Raw genomic sequence first — 16,275 nt, 5'->3', positions numbered from 1 at the left:
ATGAGGGGCAAGACATTTGGCATAAGCCGATACATGTCTTGCCCCTTTATTTGGGCTGATAGGCATGGATTTTGGCCTGCATATTTACTCTTTTTTTGGACATCCTACCACTGAAGCAAAATATTAGCATCGATTCGAGCAACAATGGTATACTGTCTTTAGTTAATTGAGTAAATTTGAGGAGGAAATATATATGGCTATTGTAAATGCAACTGACCAAACTTTCACAACAGATACTAGCGAAGGTGTCGTTCTTGTAGATTTTTGGGCTCCATGGTGTGGACCTTGTAAAATGATCGCTCCTGTCCTTCAAGAGCTTGATACTGAAATTGGCGATACAGCAAAAATCGTAAAAGTGGATGTAGATGAAAACCAAGAAACAGCTGGAAAATTCGGTGTGATGAGCATCCCGACATTAATCGTCCTTAAAGACGGTGAAGTGGTCGATAAGGTTGTTGGTTTCCAACCGAAAGAAGCACTTGCTGAACTTATTGCAAAACACGCGTAATAGTAGGTTAGCTAAAAAAAGCTTCAAGTCTGCGGACTTGAAGCTTTTTTCGCTATCTTGATATATAATGATTGTAAAAAAGGGAGAACAGGAGGCTGAATGCATGAATCAACAAATAAAGAATAAACTTGCCCTTCTTCCCGATCAACCTGGTTGTTATTTAATGAAAGATCGTCAGGGAACCATCATATATGTAGGCAAAGCGAAAGTGTTAAAAAATCGTGTCCGTTCTTATTTCACGGGATCTCATGATGGAAAAACATTTCGCCTCGTGAATGAGATTGAGGATTTCGAATACATCGTCACCTCTTCCAATATCGAGGCTCTTATTTTAGAGTTGAATCTAATCAAAAAACATGACCCAAAATATAATGTCATGCTAAAGGATGATAAGACGTATCCTTTCATCAAGCTGACTGCGGAACGCCACCCACGCCTAATCATTACGCGAAAAGTCAAAAAAGACAAAGGGAAATATTTCGGCCCTTATCCGAATGCATTTGCAGCTAACGAAACGAAAAAATTGCTCGACCGCATCTATCCCCTAAGAAAATGCAATACTTTACCGGATCGCGTTTGTCTCTATTATCACCTTGGCCAGTGCCTGGCCCCATGTGTATATGATGTAGAGGAACAGGAATATAAAATAATGGTGGATGATATCAACCGGTTCTTGAACGGCGGACATACTGAAATAAAAAAAGAACTGACTGAAAAAATGCTTGAGGCATCAGAAAATCTCGATTTCGAGAGGGCCAAGGAGTTCCGTGACAAAATTGCCCACATCGATATTACGATGGAGAAGCAGAAAATGATGACGACCGATTTCATCGATAGGGATGTATTTGGTTTTGCCTATGATAAAGGCTGGATGTGCGTTCAGGTATTTTTTGTCCGGCAGGGTAAATTAATAGAAAGGGATGTTTCACTTTTTCCGGTCTACGATGAACCCGAACAGGAACTTCTTACATTCCTCGGTCAGTTTTACGAGATTACGAACCACTTTAAACCAAAGGAAATCTTGCTGCCTGAATCAGTGGATGCCGAAATGGCCGAAGGGCTGCTTGGTGTCAAAACGATTCACCCGAAACGGGGAGCCAAAAAAGACATGCTTAAATTGGCGAATAAAAATGCCTCCATCGCGCTTCAGGAAAAATTCTCTTTGATTGAAAGGGATGAAGAAAGAACGATCAATGCGGTCGAAAACCTCGGGAAGCAACTGGGTATCTACACCCCGCATCGAATTGAAGCTTTCGATAACTCCAATATCCAGGGAAGTGACCCTGTTTCCGCTTTAGTCGTGTTCATTGATGGAAAACCGGAAAAAAGGGAGTACCGTAAATATAAGATCAAGACGGTCCAAGGTCCTGATGATTATGAATCGATGCGTGAAGTGGTCAGAAGAAGGTATTCAAGAGTATTGAAAGAAGGGCTGCCGCTTCCGGACTTAATCATCATTGATGGCGGAAAGGGACATGTGGAAGCCGTTCGGGATATTTTGGAAAATGAATTGGGCCTTGATATTCCACTTTCAGGCCTCATTAAGGATGAAAAGCATAGGACCTCGCAATTGATGATCGGAAACCCACTTGAACTCGTACCTCTTGATTCTCGGAGCCAGGAATTTTACCTATTGCAAAGAATTCAGGATGAAGTGCATCGGTTTGCTATTACGTTCCATCGCCAGCTACGCGGGAAAAATGCGGTTCACTCCCAGCTTGATGATATTCCAGGAGTTGGGGAAAAGCGAAGGAAGCAATTATTAAGGCATTTTGGATCATTGAAGAAAATCAAAGAGGCAACGGCCGAGGAAATAATGGAAGCTGGCATGCCAAAAGGGGTAGCCGAGGGTATCGTTAGAAAATTACAAGAATAATCTTGCTACCGATAAATCTCTATGCTATGATTAAAAGGAATTTTTAACTAGACAACTTAAAAGTGCTGATAGAGGTGCGGAATTCAAGAGTAAAAACCTGGAGAAGTATGAGCTTCCATGAAAGGTTTTGAAAGGGGATGACGCCGAAGGAAGACAAGACTCATACCTTGTTTTCCTGGTCTGACATTTAATAAATGGCGGATTGTCAGGGTTTATACCCTGGAGAGCTATCTCACTGTGTTTACAGTATTAGATATGTGATCACAGCAATGAGATATTTCTCATTGCTTTTTTTATTGCCTAAAAAGGTAGAGAGGGTGTATTAGGATGGCATTAATCGTTCAAAAATTCGGCGGAACATCCGTCGGAAGCGTAGAAAAAATTAAAAATGTTGCCAATCGGGTAATCGAGGAATCGGAGAATGGAAATGAGGTAGTCGTCGTTGTTTCGGCTATGGGGAAAACGACGGACCAATTGGTTTCCATGGCCCGGGATATTTCCGGAACCCCGAGCAAGAGGGAAATGGATATGCTATTGACTACGGGGGAACAGGTAACGATATCCCTGTTAACGATGGCATTGATTGAAAAAGGACATGAAGCCATTTCGTATACTGGCTGGCAGGCTGGCATGCAAACGGAATCCGTTCATGGGAATGCCCGGATTTTAAACATCGATGCTTCAAGGATCCAAGCCCAGCTTCAGGAGAAGAAAATAGTGGTCGTGGCCGGTTTCCAGGGGAACGATGCAAATGGGGAAATCACTACCTTAGGGCGAGGCGGTTCCGATACGACGGCGGTTGCCATCGCTGCAGCGCTGAATGCGGATAGATGCGATATTTATACGGATGTAACGGGCGTTTTCACAACGGACCCACGCTACATAAAAGGCGCACGAAAACTCCAATCCATTTCTTATGATGAAATGCTGGAACTTGCTAACCTGGGGGCGGGCGTCCTTCACCCAAGGGCTGTCGAATATGCAAAAAATTATCAAATTCCGCTTGAAGTCCGTTCAAGCATGGAGAGAGAATCAGGAACGATCATTGAGGAGGAAGCTACTATGGAAGAAAACTTAATTGTACGCGGCATTGCTTTTGAAGATAGTATTACGAGGGTTACAATATATGGTTTGCCCCAATCACTTGGTGCATTATCCACAATTTTCACGACACTTGCGAAAAACCGGATTAATGTGGACATCATCATTCAAAGCATGACTGCCGAGGATACGACCAATCTATCTTTTTCCACAAAAAGTGAAGATACGGAAGCGGCCTTGATCGTGCTTGAAAATAATAAAGAACAATTGGGCTTCGACCGAGTCGAAACGGAGAGCGGCTTGGCCAAGGTGTCCATTGTCGGTTCCGGTATGGTATCCAATCCAGGAGTGGCTGCCGAGATGTTTGAAGTAATGGCCAATACTGGCATCCAAGTGAAAATGGTCAGCACATCGGAAATTAAAGTTTCGACTGTCGTCAATGAAAAGGAAATGGTGAAGGCGGTCGAATCGCTTCATGAAGCATTTAAACTTGGTCAGCATGCAAATGTGCTAGCTTGAGTGTCATGAGTCCAATAAAAAACAGACTTCCGGTAAAAAGGGTAAGTCTGTTTTAAGGGCTCATTAGATTGGATCTCTGGGATCCCATTGAATGGTGAATATCACTTTTTTTGCGCGGCGTTTGATTTCTTCCGTTGATTCGCTGAGGAATTTTTTTTGCAGTGTGAACTGCTCGGCAAGGAAACCGGCTTCAAGTTGGAAGTGACAATCAGGGTGTAAATCCAGGCGGCGGCTGATTATTTCACCCGTCAGGGATAATTCCATCTCGTGTTTCGTATACTTCAAGATTTCAAGATTGCCCCATCCAGCGCTCTGGAAAAATTCAATGACTTCCTGATCGCCATTCAATGGGAATTTTCTTGCTAGTTGTTTACCTGCCCAATAGAGGATTTGGTTAGAGTCATTTCCGAGAATATCGTTCAATAGAACTTCTCTGATTAATTCGTATCCGAAAGCTGGAACTTGGAATTCTTCAGTTTGAATTTCTTCAGTTTGAATCTCTTCTTCTATCGCAGCAGCAATATTTTTTTTCATAATTTATCGCCTCTTTCTGTAAATCTATTATAAACGTATTTCTTTTGCAAATTATACTGTTTTTTATTTATTTAAATAACAATTGGAAAAAAATGAGAAATTATACCGAGATATTAATAGGTAAATGAGTAATTTCTCCAAAATCTCATCTTGACAAACAAAAAATAGCCAATTTAATCCAATAAAATCTATTCTGAAAAAGAGATTTCTTGTATCCGTTTTCTTGACGCATATAGAAGTCAGGAGTAAAATGGACATGTCACATAATTGTAAAGAAGGTATAGGGAAGTTTTTCTAACTCTATACTTTATTTTCACGCGGGGATAAAAGGTAGCCACCAGTTTATCTTTGCATGATTTTTCACAAATTAAGGGGGGGCACTTAGTGGCAAAAAATCGTGAGTTTGGGAATCGCAGGCTTCATTCACTTCTAGGAGTAATTCCAATTGGTCTATTCCTAATTTTTCATTTATCGGTAAACTTTATGGCAACAAAAGGAGAAGAAACTTTTAATGGGGCAGTTCATTTAATTGAGTATACGCCCGTGAAGATTTTGGTAGAATGGGTCGTCATCTATCTACCGCTCATTTTCCATGCTGTGTACGGAATTTATATTGCCTTTACAGCAAAAAACAATTTAGGCAGATTTAGTTTCTTCCGTAACTGGATGTTCATGCTGCAACGCCTAACTGGAATCATAACGTTGATTTTCCTTGTTTGGCATATATGGGCAACTAGAATTCAAGCTGCTATGGGTGCTGAAGTTAACTTTGACATGATGGCAGATATTTTCTCTAGTCCATTTATGATTGTGTTCTATATTGTTGGTATTATCTCGGCAATCTTCCACTTTGCTAATGGATTATGGTCATTTGCAGTGAGCTGGGGGCTAACAGTTTCACCAAGATCGCAAAGAATCATGACATACTTTACATTGATCGTTTTCGTTCTTCTTTCTTATATCGGAATTAGCGCAATTTTCGCTTTCGTATAAGAAGATAGAGTTCATTTATAAGAATTAGGAAAAACATAGCTTGGCTAATGGAAATAAGGGAGTGACAGAATTGGGTAAAGGTAAAATAGTTATCGTTGGTGGAGGTCTAGCTGGATTAATGGCTACGATCAAAGCAGCAGAGCTGGGACAACAGGTTGATTTATTTTCTTTAGTGCCTGTTAAACGCTCTCACTCAGTTTGTGCCCAAGGCGGAATCAACGGGGCAGTAAATACAAAAGGTGAAGGGGATTCTCCATATATCCACTTCGACGATACAGTTTATGGCGGAGATTTCTTGGCTAACCAACCGCCGGTTAAAGCGATGTGCGAAGCAGCACCATCGATCATTCATATGTTTGACCGTATGGGTGTTATGTTCAACCGTACTCCGGAAGGTCTTCTTGATTTCCGTCGTTTCGGTGGTACTCAACATAGCCGTACAGCATTCGCTGGTGCAACAACTGGTCAGCAATTACTTTACGCATTGGACGAGCAGGTTCGCCGTTATGAAGTTGAAGGCCTTGTAACGAAATATGAAGGCTGGGAATTCCTTGGAGCTGTTATCGATGATGAGCAAACAGCACGCGGTATCGTAGCTCAAAACCTGACTTCGATGGAAATCAAATCTTTCCCTGGAGACGCAGTCATCATGGCGAGCGGCGGCCCTGGAATCATTTTCGGTAAATCAACTAACTCAATGATCAATACAGGTTCAGCAGCTTCCATCGTTTATCAACAAGGTGTAAATTATGCAAATGGTGAGTTCATTCAAATTCACCCGACAGCAATCCCTGGCGATGACAAACTTCGTCTTATGAGTGAATCCGCTCGTGGTGAAGGTGGACGCATCTGGACATATAAAGACGGAAAACCTTGGTATTTCCTTGAAGAAAAATACCCTGCTTATGGTAATCTAGTACCTCGTGATATCGCGACTCGTGAAATCTTCGACGTATGCATGAACATGAAGCTTGGCATTAACGGAGAAAACATGGTTTACCTGGATCTATCACATAAAGATCCGAAATTACTTGATATAAAACTTGGCGGAATCATTGAAATCTACGAGAAATTCATGGGTGAAGATCCTCGTAAAGTTCCAATGAAAATTTTCCCTGCCGTTCACTATTCCATGGGCGGACTTTGGGTGGATTATGACCAAATGACTAACATCAAAGGTTTATTCGCTGCTGGTGAGTGTGACTACTCTCAACATGGCGGTAACCGTCTTGGTGCGAACTCACTTCTTTCTGCAATCTATGGTGGTTCAGTCGCTGGACCGAATGCCGTTAAATATATTGAAGGTCTTGATAAAACTTCAGAATCCATTCCTTCTTCATTGTATGAAGGCTACGAAAAACAAGAACAGGAGAAATGGAATGATGTCATGTCTCTTGATGGTAACGAAAATGCGTACGTCCTTCACAAAGAACTTGGTGAGTGGATGACACAGCATGTTACTGTAGTTCGTTACAATGACAAGCTGAAAGAAACGGATAACAAGATTCTTGAGCTGATGGAACGTTACAAGAAAATTAACATCAATGACACGGCAAAATGGAGTAACCAAGGAGCTGCATTCACTAGACAGCTTCAAAACATGATGCAATTGGCTCGTGTCATCACAATTGGTGCGTTAAACCGTGACGAAAGCCGCGGAGCGCATTACAAACCTGATTTCCCAGAACGTAATGATGAGGAATTCATGAAAACTACTATGGCAACATTCAAAGGCTTGGATCAAGCACCTGAATTCCATTATGAAGATATTGATGTATCACTGATCGCACCGCGTAAACGTGACTACACTACGAAACACTAAAGAGGGGGAGCAAAAAAATGGTTGAAACTAAATCTGAGACTAAAACAGTCCGTTTTATAATCACTCGTCAAGATACACCGGATTCAGCTCCTTATGATGAGGAATTCGAATTAGCGTACCGCCCGAATATGAACGTAATTTCCGCTCTAATGGAAATTCGTCGTAATCCGGTAACTGTACAAGGCAAGCACACTACGGCAATCGCATGGGACATGAACTGTCTTGAAGAGGTATGTGGTGCTTGTTCCATGGTTATCAATGGTAAACCAAGACAATCATGTACAGCTCTTATCGATCAATTGGAGCAGCCCGTTCGTCTAGCTCCAATGCGTACATTCCCTGTTGTTCGTGACCTGCAAGTCGATCGCAGCCGTATGTTCGACTCATTGAAAAAGGTAAAAGCATGGATTCCAATCGATGGAACGTACAATCTTGGACCAGGACCGCGTATGCCAGAAAAGAAACGTCAATGGGCTTACGAGTTATCTAAATGTATGACTTGCGGTGTTTGTTTGGAAGCTTGTCCGAACGTAAACAGCAATTCAGACTTCATGGGGCCACAACCATTATCACAAGTTCGTTTGTTCAACGCACATCCAACAGGTGCAATGAACAAAGCTGAACGTTTAAATACAATCATGGGTGATGGAGGACTTGCAAACTGCGGTAACTCACAAAACTGTGTGCAGTCTTGCCCTAAAGGCATTCCATTAACGACTTCGATTGCAGCGTTGAACCGTGATACTACGATCCAACAATTCCGTAACTTCTTCGGCAGCGATGAAGTTTAATAATGAACATGAAAGAACCTGTATCTTATGATATGGGTTCTTTTTTCTCGATTGATAACTGGGATTGAAGTCTAAAATGATTTGCAGCACCCAGTAAATGCAGAGTAGTGATTATAAATCAAATTAAATAGCTTTCAGTAGAAAATACTTTTCATTATCGCTGTTTTCTTATAAAATGAGTGAATAGTCATTCATTACAGAAAGGGTGTGCACAAGTTGGGCAGAATATCATATATCGATAATATAACGGAGTGGATCAATGATTTTTCTTTTAAACATGAGATTAAGGTCCGCTTTTCAGAAACTGATATGTTTGGGCACTTGAATAACACGATTCCTTTTACTTATTTTGAGGAAGCTCGGATTGAGTATTTCAATAGCATGGGATTTATGAAGGATTGGACATCTGCTGAATGCGGTGAGATGCCGGTTGTTGCCAACTTACAGTGTGATTACCTGAAGCAGGTGTTTTTCAATGATCGATTGACGATCCATGTGAAAGCTGACCATATCGGAAATTCTTCAGTGGACATACATTATATGGGGACCAAGCAAGATGGTTCAATTTGTTTAACGGGCAGGGGGACGATTGTACAAGTCTCCAAGGCCACCGGAAAGCCGATACCTTGGACGGAAGAGATGAAGCAATCGATGTGGGATACCGAGCTGGAGCATTCCTGAAAATATTTCCATTTAGACAAGTAAAAGAGTCACTCCATTGCCCCAGCCGACATACTATATCTTGACTAAATAGACACCCACTCCGGGTTTTATGCTGGTGAAGGCAAGGAGGGTAACATTACTTGAAGGAGAACGAATTCACTCATAAGCCACTACTCACCAAAAGAGAAAAAGAAGTATTTGAGTTACTAGTACAAGACAAAACAACAAAAGAAATCGCAGGTGAATTGTTTATTAGCGAAAAAACAGTTCGAAACCATATTTCGAATGCGATGCAGAAGCTTGGAGTTAAAGGACGTTCGCAGGCAGTCATAGAACTCCTTCGTATGGGAGAACTTAAGCTTTAATGAGTTAACGTTTAATACGTAAGCCTTATAAATATTTTCTCTCCCGTTCATTGGCAGCATATAAGGAAGGGCAAAACAATCTGGTTGTTTTGACTTCTTTGGATGCTGCTTATTTTTATGAATGGGGTTTCATTATGATTCCAGACAATCAATCTTGAAAATCATTTCACTTTCATCCAAAATGGTAGTATGATAAGTTTCATGAAGTGGGGAGCTGTGTGTATGGAGGAAGAGAAGCAGGCGGCATATGTAGCCGATATCGAGAGGGAATTGCGCTATGTATCGACATGGCTTAAGCAAAGGGGAAGAGAAATTCTCCATGATTATAAAATTACCATTCCTCAATTCGTGGCATTGCAATGGCTTTTTGAATCAGGTGACATGACGATTGGCGAATTGTCCACGAAGATGTTTCTCGCCTTCAGTACAACGACGGATCTGATTGACCGCATGGAGAAACATCAGCTTGTCCAGCGTGTCAGGGATGAAAAGGACCGGCGTGTGGTTCGTATTCACCTTCTTGAAGAAGGTGAACGGATAATCGAAGAAGTGATTAATAAACGGCAGCAGTACTTGAGTGGCGTGTTAGTCAATTTCAATGAATCTGACATCATGTCCCTCAGAGGGATTCTAGCAAAACTACATCAAGAAATGAAAGAAAAATGAGGCGAGTTTTTTGAAACAACCGATAGGCATCATTGATTCAGGGGTAGGCGGCTTGACAGTAGCTAAAGAAGTCATGCGTCAGCTTCCAAATGAAAATATAATTTACCTAGGTGATACAGCAAGGTGCCCTTATGGGCCGAGGACCAAAAAAGATGTCCAAACCTTCACATGGCAAATGACGAGGTTTTTGATGAAAAAGGATATAAAAATGCTGATCATCGCCTGCAATACGGCGACTGCAGCTGTACTGGATGAAATAAGGGCAACACTTCCGATTCCGGTGTTGGGTGTCATCCATCCAGGGGCAAGGGCGGCATTGAAAGTTTCTGATTCCTTGCATATTGGCGTTATTGGTACGGTAGGCACGGTGAAAAGCAAAGCTTATGACGACGCGCTTGCCTCCATCAATTCCGATGTGAAAGTAGATAGTTTAGCATGCCCGAAATTTGTCCCTATCGTGGAAAGCGGGGAGTTTGAAGGGGGTATCGTCAATAGGGTCGTGGCACAAACCTTGAACCCGTTGAAGAAAACGAAGATCGATACATTGATCCTTGGCTGTACCCATTATCCACTGCTGGGGCCTGTAATCTCTTCCTATATGGGGGATGAAGTGCAAGTCATTTCCTCTGGGGAAGAAACGGCCCGTGAGGCAAGTGTCATTTTGGATTACTATAAATTAATCAATAAAAGCAAGCTCCGTCCAGTTCATCGCTTTTATACAACCGGTTCAAGAGATATGTTTGGTTCCATCGCGTCGAGCTGGCTCGGTATTCATGTCAATACCATTGAAACAATTAAAATTGATCACTTATAAGGCTTCCATTTGGAAGTCTTTTTTTTCGGGAGGAAAAAATGAAAAAGCATATTGTTATGCATATAGCTACGAGCCTTGATGGATATATGCTAGGGAAGATGGAAGCATAGTTTGGCTTGAAGAGACAGAAGGGGAAGGGACAATGGAAACGGCGTTTTTTATAATAGTATCGATACGGTAATTATGGGAGTTAAGACATATTAACAGATTCATACTTTGGCAGAAGAATTTCCCTATCATGATAAAGCCTGCTATGTTCTTTCAAGAAGTACGAAAGGGAAAGAAGAATTCGTGGAGTTTGTGAACGAAGATGTGGGTGATTTCAAGAGGGAAACGCAGGTTGATGAAGACGGGATTCGATTGTTCCAATCAGGAAGTCCCGAAATCCGAATGAAGCTGACAAAGATGCAGCAGTACGGGCAAATTGCCAAGCTCCATTATCAAAGAGAAAAATAATTGGTCTATTTTCCCCTAGGGCTCGTATAAATAGGAGTACAAACTGTCCTAGGAGTGATTTTATGTCCAATAAATCAAAAGTAACAATGGCTGTGACCATTCTGGCATCTTCTATTTGGCTTTCAGGCTGCGGATTATTTGGCGGTGAAGAGAAAAAGGAAATAGATCCGCCAAAGGATGTTTCATTAGTCGAGGATGAATCTTCATTAAAAGAAACAGAAACGAATGGTGAGGAAAAGCCAGCGACTGATGGAGAAGAAGGTGCTGTTGAATCAAAAACGGTGAAGACGGAGTTATATTTAATTGATAAAAGCGGGTATGTCGTTCCACAGACATTGGAACTTCCTAAATCGGAAGCTGTCGCCAAACAGGCCCTTGATTACCTTGTCACTAACGGACCAGTCACGGATAAACTTCCGAATGGGTTCAGGGCCGTCATTCCTGCCGATACCCAAATAAGCGTGAACATTAAAGACGGAGTGGCTGTGGCGGACTTTTCTCCGGAGTTCAAAAATTATCAGAAAGAGGATGAACTTAAAATCCTTCAAGCCATTACATGGACCCTGACACAATTCGACTCGGTCGATAAAATCCAAATGAGAATTAATGGGGAAGATATATCCGAAATGCCGGTCAATGGCACACCGATAGATGAGAATATTTCAAGGTCGTCAGGAATCAATATCGATACGAGTGACGTAGTCGACATTTCCAATACCAAAGCACTGACCGTTTATTATGTAGGCGGTGACGAGGAGTACACCTATTATGTTCCGGTGACACGCAGGATCAGCGAAACGGTGTCTGATAATGTAACAGCGGTCATTCAGGAATTAACGAAGAGTCCTTCGGGTTCAAGTCTGCAAACAGGGTTCATGAGTGATGTAGCTTTACTTGACGAGCCTAAAGTGGCAGAAGGTAAGGTCAGCCTCAATTTTAACGAGAATATCCTCGGAAGCTTTAAGGAGAAAAAGGTATCACAGGAAGTCCTTGATGCCCTGGTCCTTTCTTTAACGGAACAGAAAGGAATTGAAAGCGTCGAAGTACAAGTGCAGGGCAGCGCCGATGTTCTTAATGAAGAAGGTAAGAAATTATCCGAACCAGTGGTCCGTCCAGAGAAAGTCAACACAGGTAGTTTCTAAAGAGCAGTATATATCTGGATATAGCACAATGAGGCAGCCTGCAGCTGCCTCTTATTTTTTTACTCCACCATTGAATTACCACGCCGCTAGATCCTCTGTCGTATCCATCTTAATTATTGTTTTAGTTGAAAACTAATACCCCCGCCAAGCATTTCTCGTATCAAGAGAAAGTTTTTACATAAATAAATTTTTAATAGGGGAAATTACTTTTAATCATGTAATTCTTGGGGGGGTTTTATGGATCAAAAGGTAATTCAGGCTTTACATATCTATGTTTTAATCATTATGAATACAGGATTCATGGTACATGTTCTTCTCCTTCCCAATATCTTGACCGCAGCTCAACGTGACGCCTGGATAAGTGTCATAATAAGTGTCGTTCCTTGTATCGTTTGGACCCTATTTATTTTTTATATTTATAAAAAACTAGATAAAGAAGATATAATCGCTTTTCTAAAAAAATGGTCTACACCTTTTGTTACAAATATTTTCACTATTGCATTTGGAGTGTACTTTATAATTAACGCCTTCATTACCGTCAAATTTACAGTGATTTGGGCAAAAGCTAATTATACTCATGACATACCAAACATCATGGTCGTCAGCCTATTCACTTTTATTTGTATCTTCGCAAGTTATAAAGGAATACGCACCATAAGCACTTTGGCTCTCCTGTTTCTTCCGTTCGTCACTTTTTTCGGGATATTTGTGGGGCTGGGGAATACAACTAATAAGAATTACGAACTATTATTCCCGGTATTTGAAAGCGGGTATCGCAATACGCTAAATGGGATTTTGTATACGAGTACAGGATATTTAGAAATCATCGTTTTTTTATTTTTAACTCCTTACCTGAAAAATAAGCTGAAAGCCAAGTGGCTTTTACTAGTTGGTATAATTTTGATCATGCTGACGTTAGGTCCCCTCATGGGAGCGATTGCAGAATTTGGTTCTGTGGAAGCAGTGAAAATGAGGAATCCAGCTTATGAACAGTGGAAGTTGTTAAGGTTTGGCTATTATATTACCCGACTCGATTTCCTTTCCATTTTCCAATGGCTTTCAGGTGCCATGATTCGAACGAGTCTATGTTTATTTATAGGATATAAATTGATCTCAAATTCAAAACATCAGAAGTGGATACTGCTTTCCCTGTATTTATTAGTTGTTATTGGAACGCTAATCCATTGGGACGCTACTTCGTTTTTCTACTTTATATACAAATATTTCTTCCCAATCAGTGGTCTGTTTCTTTTAAGTGCTGCAATTATTCTGTTATTCCTCATTATAAAAAAGGGAAAAGGAAAAGGTGAAACATTATGAAGAAGGGAAAATTGAATGGGACTCCTTCTTGCATTAACCAAATTCAAAAATGGTTCGAACATTCCTCTGATGTTGTTTTAAGAACAAAAACTTTTGATGCTGAAGGTCAGTATTTGTTGGGGTTTTTATATGCGCCAAACTTAGTGGATATGCAATTTATCAATGAAGTGATACTGCCTACAATATCAAAAGCGGTTCAAGAAAATGGGGAATTAACAATTGATCAATTAAGCAATATCATGGAGGTGAGTACGCTAAAAAAAGACTCCGATTTAAAAGAGGGAGTAGAAAGCATTCTTTTTTCAGGAGACCTAATCATTATTAATGAATCTTCTAATGAAATTTACTATACCCCATTAGCTAATTCCCCTAAGCGCAGTCCGGAAGAATCCAATATAGAATCTTCCATTCGCGGACCTAGAGATGGATTTGTCGAGAATATATCGGATAACATGTCTTTAATTCGCCAAAGATTAAAAACGGCATCACTTAAATGCATTGAATATACAGTCGGGAAAAGAAGTAAAACCAAAATATTGCTGCTTTATATAGATGACATCATTAATCCCTCGATTCTTTTGGATATTAAAAAACGATTGGATTCATTAAAGGCCGATATCATAGTCAGCAGTTACCAAGTTGAAGAACTCCTATATGATAATCAATTTTCCATCTTCCCATTAATGGATTATATCGGTCGACCGGACTATGTTGTTGAATCCTTGAATCAAGGCCGCTTTGCCGTCTTGGTGGACGGGAATCCCACTTGCTTGATCGGACCAACCAGCATTAATCAGTTACTTTATTCTGCCGATGACGCACATGCAAGCTTTTTTTACATTAGTTTTATGCGCATCATTCGTATAGTGGCCTTATTTGTAACGGTTACGTTACCTGGTTTTTTTATAGCGTTAGTTTCCTATCAATTCGACCAAATTCCCTTTTCGCTTCTTGCGACGATTTCAATCACGAGACAGGGATTACCGATACCCGCTTCGTTGGAGGCTTTCATGATGATCATATTGTTTGAACTATTTAAAGAAGCTGGTCTTCGCCTGCCGAAAGCTGTAGGTCCGACGGTTTCTGTATTGGGTGGGTTGATCATAGGAGATGCAGCGATTCGGGCAGGGCTGACTTCACCCTCCATGCTTGTAATAATAGCTGTTACGGTTCTCTCAAGCTATACCTTAATCAATCAGAATATTGCCGGGAATATCGTCCTTATAAGGCTATTCATATTTGTGTGTTCAGCGTTTTTGGGGTTATTTGGATTCTTCATGGGAATATTTCTCATTTTGGTTATTCTGGTTTCCTTGGAAAGTTTCGGACAGCCTTTCGTGAATCCAGTTTCCAAACCAAATAAATCGGATATTCTTAAAGTCTTATTTAGGCTTCCGTATGGGTTGTTAAGACAGCGAAATCAAGCCTTACAGTCCAGTGATAATGAATCGCAAAAGGAGTCAAACAAATGAGAAAGCTAATTGCAGTCTTGGTTATTGGCTGTCAACTTTTACTGACGACAGGATGCTGGGGAATAAAGGAAATTCAAGCTCAAACATATGGATCCGCTCTAGGGATCGATTATAAAGAGGGTAAATTCATCTTATACTTTCAAGCGTTGAATTTTGCTGATATTGCTAAACAAGAAGGGGCCGCTGCATTACAAGGAAAATCTACTGTAGTCATTGGGAAAGGCAAAGGGGAAAGTATCGAAGAAGCATATAGTGAATTAGAACAAAATGCAGCATTACCGCTTTATATCGGGCATATTAACTCCTTCATTTTAAGTGAGAGTGTAATCAAGAATAAAATGAAGGATTTCATCGAATATGTAGGGAAAGAGCCCTTATTGCGATACAATTCATGGCTGTTCGTTACGAACGAGGATATTGAAAAGGTGTTTGACAGTGATAGTTTCTTTAATCTTCCTAACTTATTCACAATCATTCAAAGGCCAGAGACCGTTATTAATGAGAACTATTTCATTTCCCCATTAAATTTCAGTGAACTGGTTTCGAAATTTTATCAACCGGTTGGTTCCATTTTAATTCCCTCATTGGTCATAAATGAGCATCATTACTTAGAGGGCGGGAAGGAAAAGAAGATACCAACGCTGAATGGCGTCTATGTTTTATCAAAACGACAATACAAAGGATTCGTTAATAAACAAGATTTGATAGGTTTAAAATGGGTTGAAAACAAGGCGACAGTGATGTTTTTTTCCCTGAACGAACAAAATGTAAGTGTTGAAATCATGGACCCCAAAACAAACATCATAGTGTTGGAACAGCAAAAGAAACCTTTGTATGATCTAGAAGTTAAAGCGAATGGAATATTGAAGCAAAATTTGGATAACCTGGATATGGAAGAAATCGAAAAAAAGGTAGAAATAAAAGTTAAGCAAGATATTTTGAAGACATTGGAGACAGGGGAAAAAATCAATACAGACCTTTTTAACATCAGTGAAAAGGCATACAGATACCATGTTAATAAGTGGGATAATAAAATTATTAATTCCTTTGATGAGACTTCAATAGATAACATAAAAGTTAATATCCATATTGAACATAGTGAAAATTACAAACGTTAGATTACAAGTTTCGGGATATTGCAGATGAGTTAGTTGTGTTAGACTTAACTTATCTGGAAAATTCAACGGCTGCTGTTGATCATGATAGGCAGCAGTGAATTCGTCCCGATTTGGCACTGGAGAAGAAGCGGCTTTACATATAACGAGTTACAGCAAAATTTATCTTAGCCCAAAA

The 16,275-nt window shown here is 40.5% G+C and carries 16 protein-coding genes and 1 riboswitch; of the genes, 15 read left to right on the top strand and 1 reads right to left on the bottom strand.

The features are described from left to right. The first annotated feature begins 193 nt into the window (after window positions 1-193). From trxA to J7E52_RS15920, 3 genes are all read left to right on the top strand, one after another. Window positions 194-508, top strand: a complete 315-nt coding sequence (gene trxA, locus J7E52_RS15930; protein ID WP_034308995.1) for a thioredoxin — start codon at window positions 194-196, stop codon at window positions 506-508. 103 nt (window positions 509-611) lie between these two features. Continuing rightward, window positions 612-2,384, top strand: a complete 1,773-nt coding sequence (uvrC, locus tag J7E52_RS15925) for an excinuclease ABC subunit UvrC (protein ID WP_214748379.1) — start codon at window positions 612-614, stop codon at window positions 2,382-2,384. Window positions 2,385-2,445: 61 nt separating this feature from the next. Next, window positions 2,446-2,622, top strand: a riboswitch (Lysine riboswitch). A gap of 89 nt (window positions 2,623-2,711) precedes the next feature. Then, the gene (locus J7E52_RS15920) at window positions 2,712-3,944 is read left to right on the top strand and encodes an aspartate kinase (RefSeq protein ID WP_214748376.1); all 1,233 of its coding nucleotides are present in this window, start codon (window positions 2,712-2,714) and stop codon (window positions 3,942-3,944) included. 63 nt (window positions 3,945-4,007) lie between these two features. On the opposite strand, the gene J7E52_RS15915 is transcribed toward J7E52_RS15920, so the two are convergent. Beyond that, entirely contained in the window at window positions 4,008-4,478 is a 471-nt protein-coding gene (locus tag J7E52_RS15915) for a YslB family protein (RefSeq protein WP_214748373.1), read from the bottom strand. A gap of 384 nt (window positions 4,479-4,862) precedes the next feature. Between J7E52_RS15915 and J7E52_RS15910 the strand changes: the two genes are divergently transcribed. The 12 genes from J7E52_RS15910 (at window position 4,863) to J7E52_RS15855 (ending at window position 16,100) form a co-directional block, all read left to right on the top strand. Further along, window positions 4,863-5,471: a succinate dehydrogenase cytochrome b558 subunit gene (locus J7E52_RS15910; protein WP_214748370.1), complete on the top strand. Its 609-nt coding sequence runs from the start codon at window positions 4,863-4,865 to the stop codon at window positions 5,469-5,471. A 70-nt stretch (window positions 5,472-5,541) separates the two neighbouring features. After that, complete coding sequence (gene sdhA, locus J7E52_RS15905) at window positions 5,542-7,293, top strand: succinate dehydrogenase flavoprotein subunit (RefSeq protein ID WP_214748367.1); 1,752 nt, start codon at window positions 5,542-5,544, stop codon at window positions 7,291-7,293. A 17-nt stretch (window positions 7,294-7,310) separates the two neighbouring features. Beyond that, window positions 7,311-8,084: a succinate dehydrogenase iron-sulfur subunit gene (gene sdhB, locus J7E52_RS15900; protein ID WP_048689018.1), complete on the top strand. Its 774-nt coding sequence runs from the start codon at window positions 7,311-7,313 to the stop codon at window positions 8,082-8,084. A gap of 216 nt (window positions 8,085-8,300) precedes the next feature. Continuing rightward, a complete protein-coding gene (locus J7E52_RS15895) occupies window positions 8,301-8,765 on the top strand; it encodes an acyl-CoA thioesterase (RefSeq protein ID WP_214748365.1) in 465 nt (154 codons plus the stop codon). Window positions 8,766-8,887: 122 nt separating this feature from the next. Then, complete coding sequence (locus J7E52_RS15890) at window positions 8,888-9,112, top strand: helix-turn-helix domain-containing protein (RefSeq protein WP_028392149.1); 225 nt, start codon at window positions 8,888-8,890, stop codon at window positions 9,110-9,112. A 222-nt stretch (window positions 9,113-9,334) separates the two neighbouring features. Next, on the top strand, window positions 9,335-9,778 hold the full coding sequence (locus J7E52_RS15885) for a MarR family winged helix-turn-helix transcriptional regulator (RefSeq protein WP_214748361.1): 444 nt from the start codon (window positions 9,335-9,337) through the stop codon (window positions 9,776-9,778). A 10-nt stretch (window positions 9,779-9,788) separates the two neighbouring features. After that, window positions 9,789-10,592 (top strand): glutamate racemase, encoded by an 804-nt coding sequence (gene racE, locus J7E52_RS15880; RefSeq protein ID WP_214748359.1) that lies wholly within the window; start codon window positions 9,789-9,791, stop codon window positions 10,590-10,592. A gap of 216 nt (window positions 10,593-10,808) precedes the next feature. Further along, window positions 10,809-11,048, top strand: coding sequence for a hypothetical protein (locus J7E52_RS27455; RefSeq protein WP_286197802.1), 240 nt, complete (start codon window positions 10,809-10,811; stop codon window positions 11,046-11,048). A 62-nt stretch (window positions 11,049-11,110) separates the two neighbouring features. Beyond that, window positions 11,111-12,190 (top strand): GerMN domain-containing protein, encoded by a 1,080-nt coding sequence (locus J7E52_RS15870; protein WP_214748356.1) that lies wholly within the window; start codon window positions 11,111-11,113, stop codon window positions 12,188-12,190. Window positions 12,191-12,427: 237 nt separating this feature from the next. Next, entirely contained in the window at window positions 12,428-13,510 is a 1,083-nt protein-coding gene (locus J7E52_RS15865) for a GerAB/ArcD/ProY family transporter (RefSeq protein ID WP_214748353.1), read from the top strand. Next, window positions 13,507-14,982 (top strand): spore germination protein, encoded by a 1,476-nt coding sequence (locus tag J7E52_RS15860; RefSeq protein WP_214748350.1) that lies wholly within the window; start codon window positions 13,507-13,509, stop codon window positions 14,980-14,982. The genes J7E52_RS15865 and J7E52_RS15860 overlap by 4 nt, the downstream gene beginning before the upstream one ends. Further along, complete coding sequence (locus J7E52_RS15855) at window positions 14,979-16,100, top strand: Ger(x)C family spore germination protein (protein WP_214748347.1); 1,122 nt, start codon at window positions 14,979-14,981, stop codon at window positions 16,098-16,100. The genes J7E52_RS15860 and J7E52_RS15855 overlap by 4 nt, the downstream gene beginning before the upstream one ends. Window positions 16,101-16,275: the final 175 nt, after the last annotated feature.

This window comes from Bacillus sp. ISL-34 (assembly GCF_018613325.1).
GTDB lineage: Bacteria > Bacillota > Bacilli > Bacillales > DSM-1321 > Peribacillus.
The sequence above is the reverse complement of the archived record's forward strand: the minus strand, read 5'-3'. Positions and strand labels throughout refer to the sequence as shown.

Coding starts and splice junctions, on each gene's coding strand:
- trxA (WP_034308995.1), top strand. CDS start 194: ATGGCTATTGTAAATGCAACTGACCAAACTTTCACAACAGATACTAGC.
- uvrC (WP_214748379.1), top strand. CDS start 612: ATGAATCAACAAATAAAGAATAAACTTGCCCTTCTTCCCGATCAACCT.
- J7E52_RS15920 (WP_214748376.1), top strand. CDS start 2,712: ATGGCATTAATCGTTCAAAAATTCGGCGGAACATCCGTCGGAAGCGTA.
- J7E52_RS15915 (WP_214748373.1), bottom strand. CDS start 4,478: ATGAAAAAAAATATTGCTGCTGCGATAGAAGAAGAGATTCAAACTGAA.
- sdhB (WP_048689018.1), top strand. CDS start 7,311: ATGGTTGAAACTAAATCTGAGACTAAAACAGTCCGTTTTATAATCACT.
- J7E52_RS15885 (WP_214748361.1), top strand. CDS start 9,335: ATGGAGGAAGAGAAGCAGGCGGCATATGTAGCCGATATCGAGAGGGAA.
- J7E52_RS15870 (WP_214748356.1), top strand. CDS start 11,111: ATGTCCAATAAATCAAAAGTAACAATGGCTGTGACCATTCTGGCATCT.
- J7E52_RS15865 (WP_214748353.1), top strand. CDS start 12,428: ATGGATCAAAAGGTAATTCAGGCTTTACATATCTATGTTTTAATCATT.
- J7E52_RS15860 (WP_214748350.1), top strand. CDS start 13,507: ATGAAGAAGGGAAAATTGAATGGGACTCCTTCTTGCATTAACCAAATT.
- J7E52_RS15855 (WP_214748347.1), top strand. CDS start 14,979: ATGAGAAAGCTAATTGCAGTCTTGGTTATTGGCTGTCAACTTTTACTG.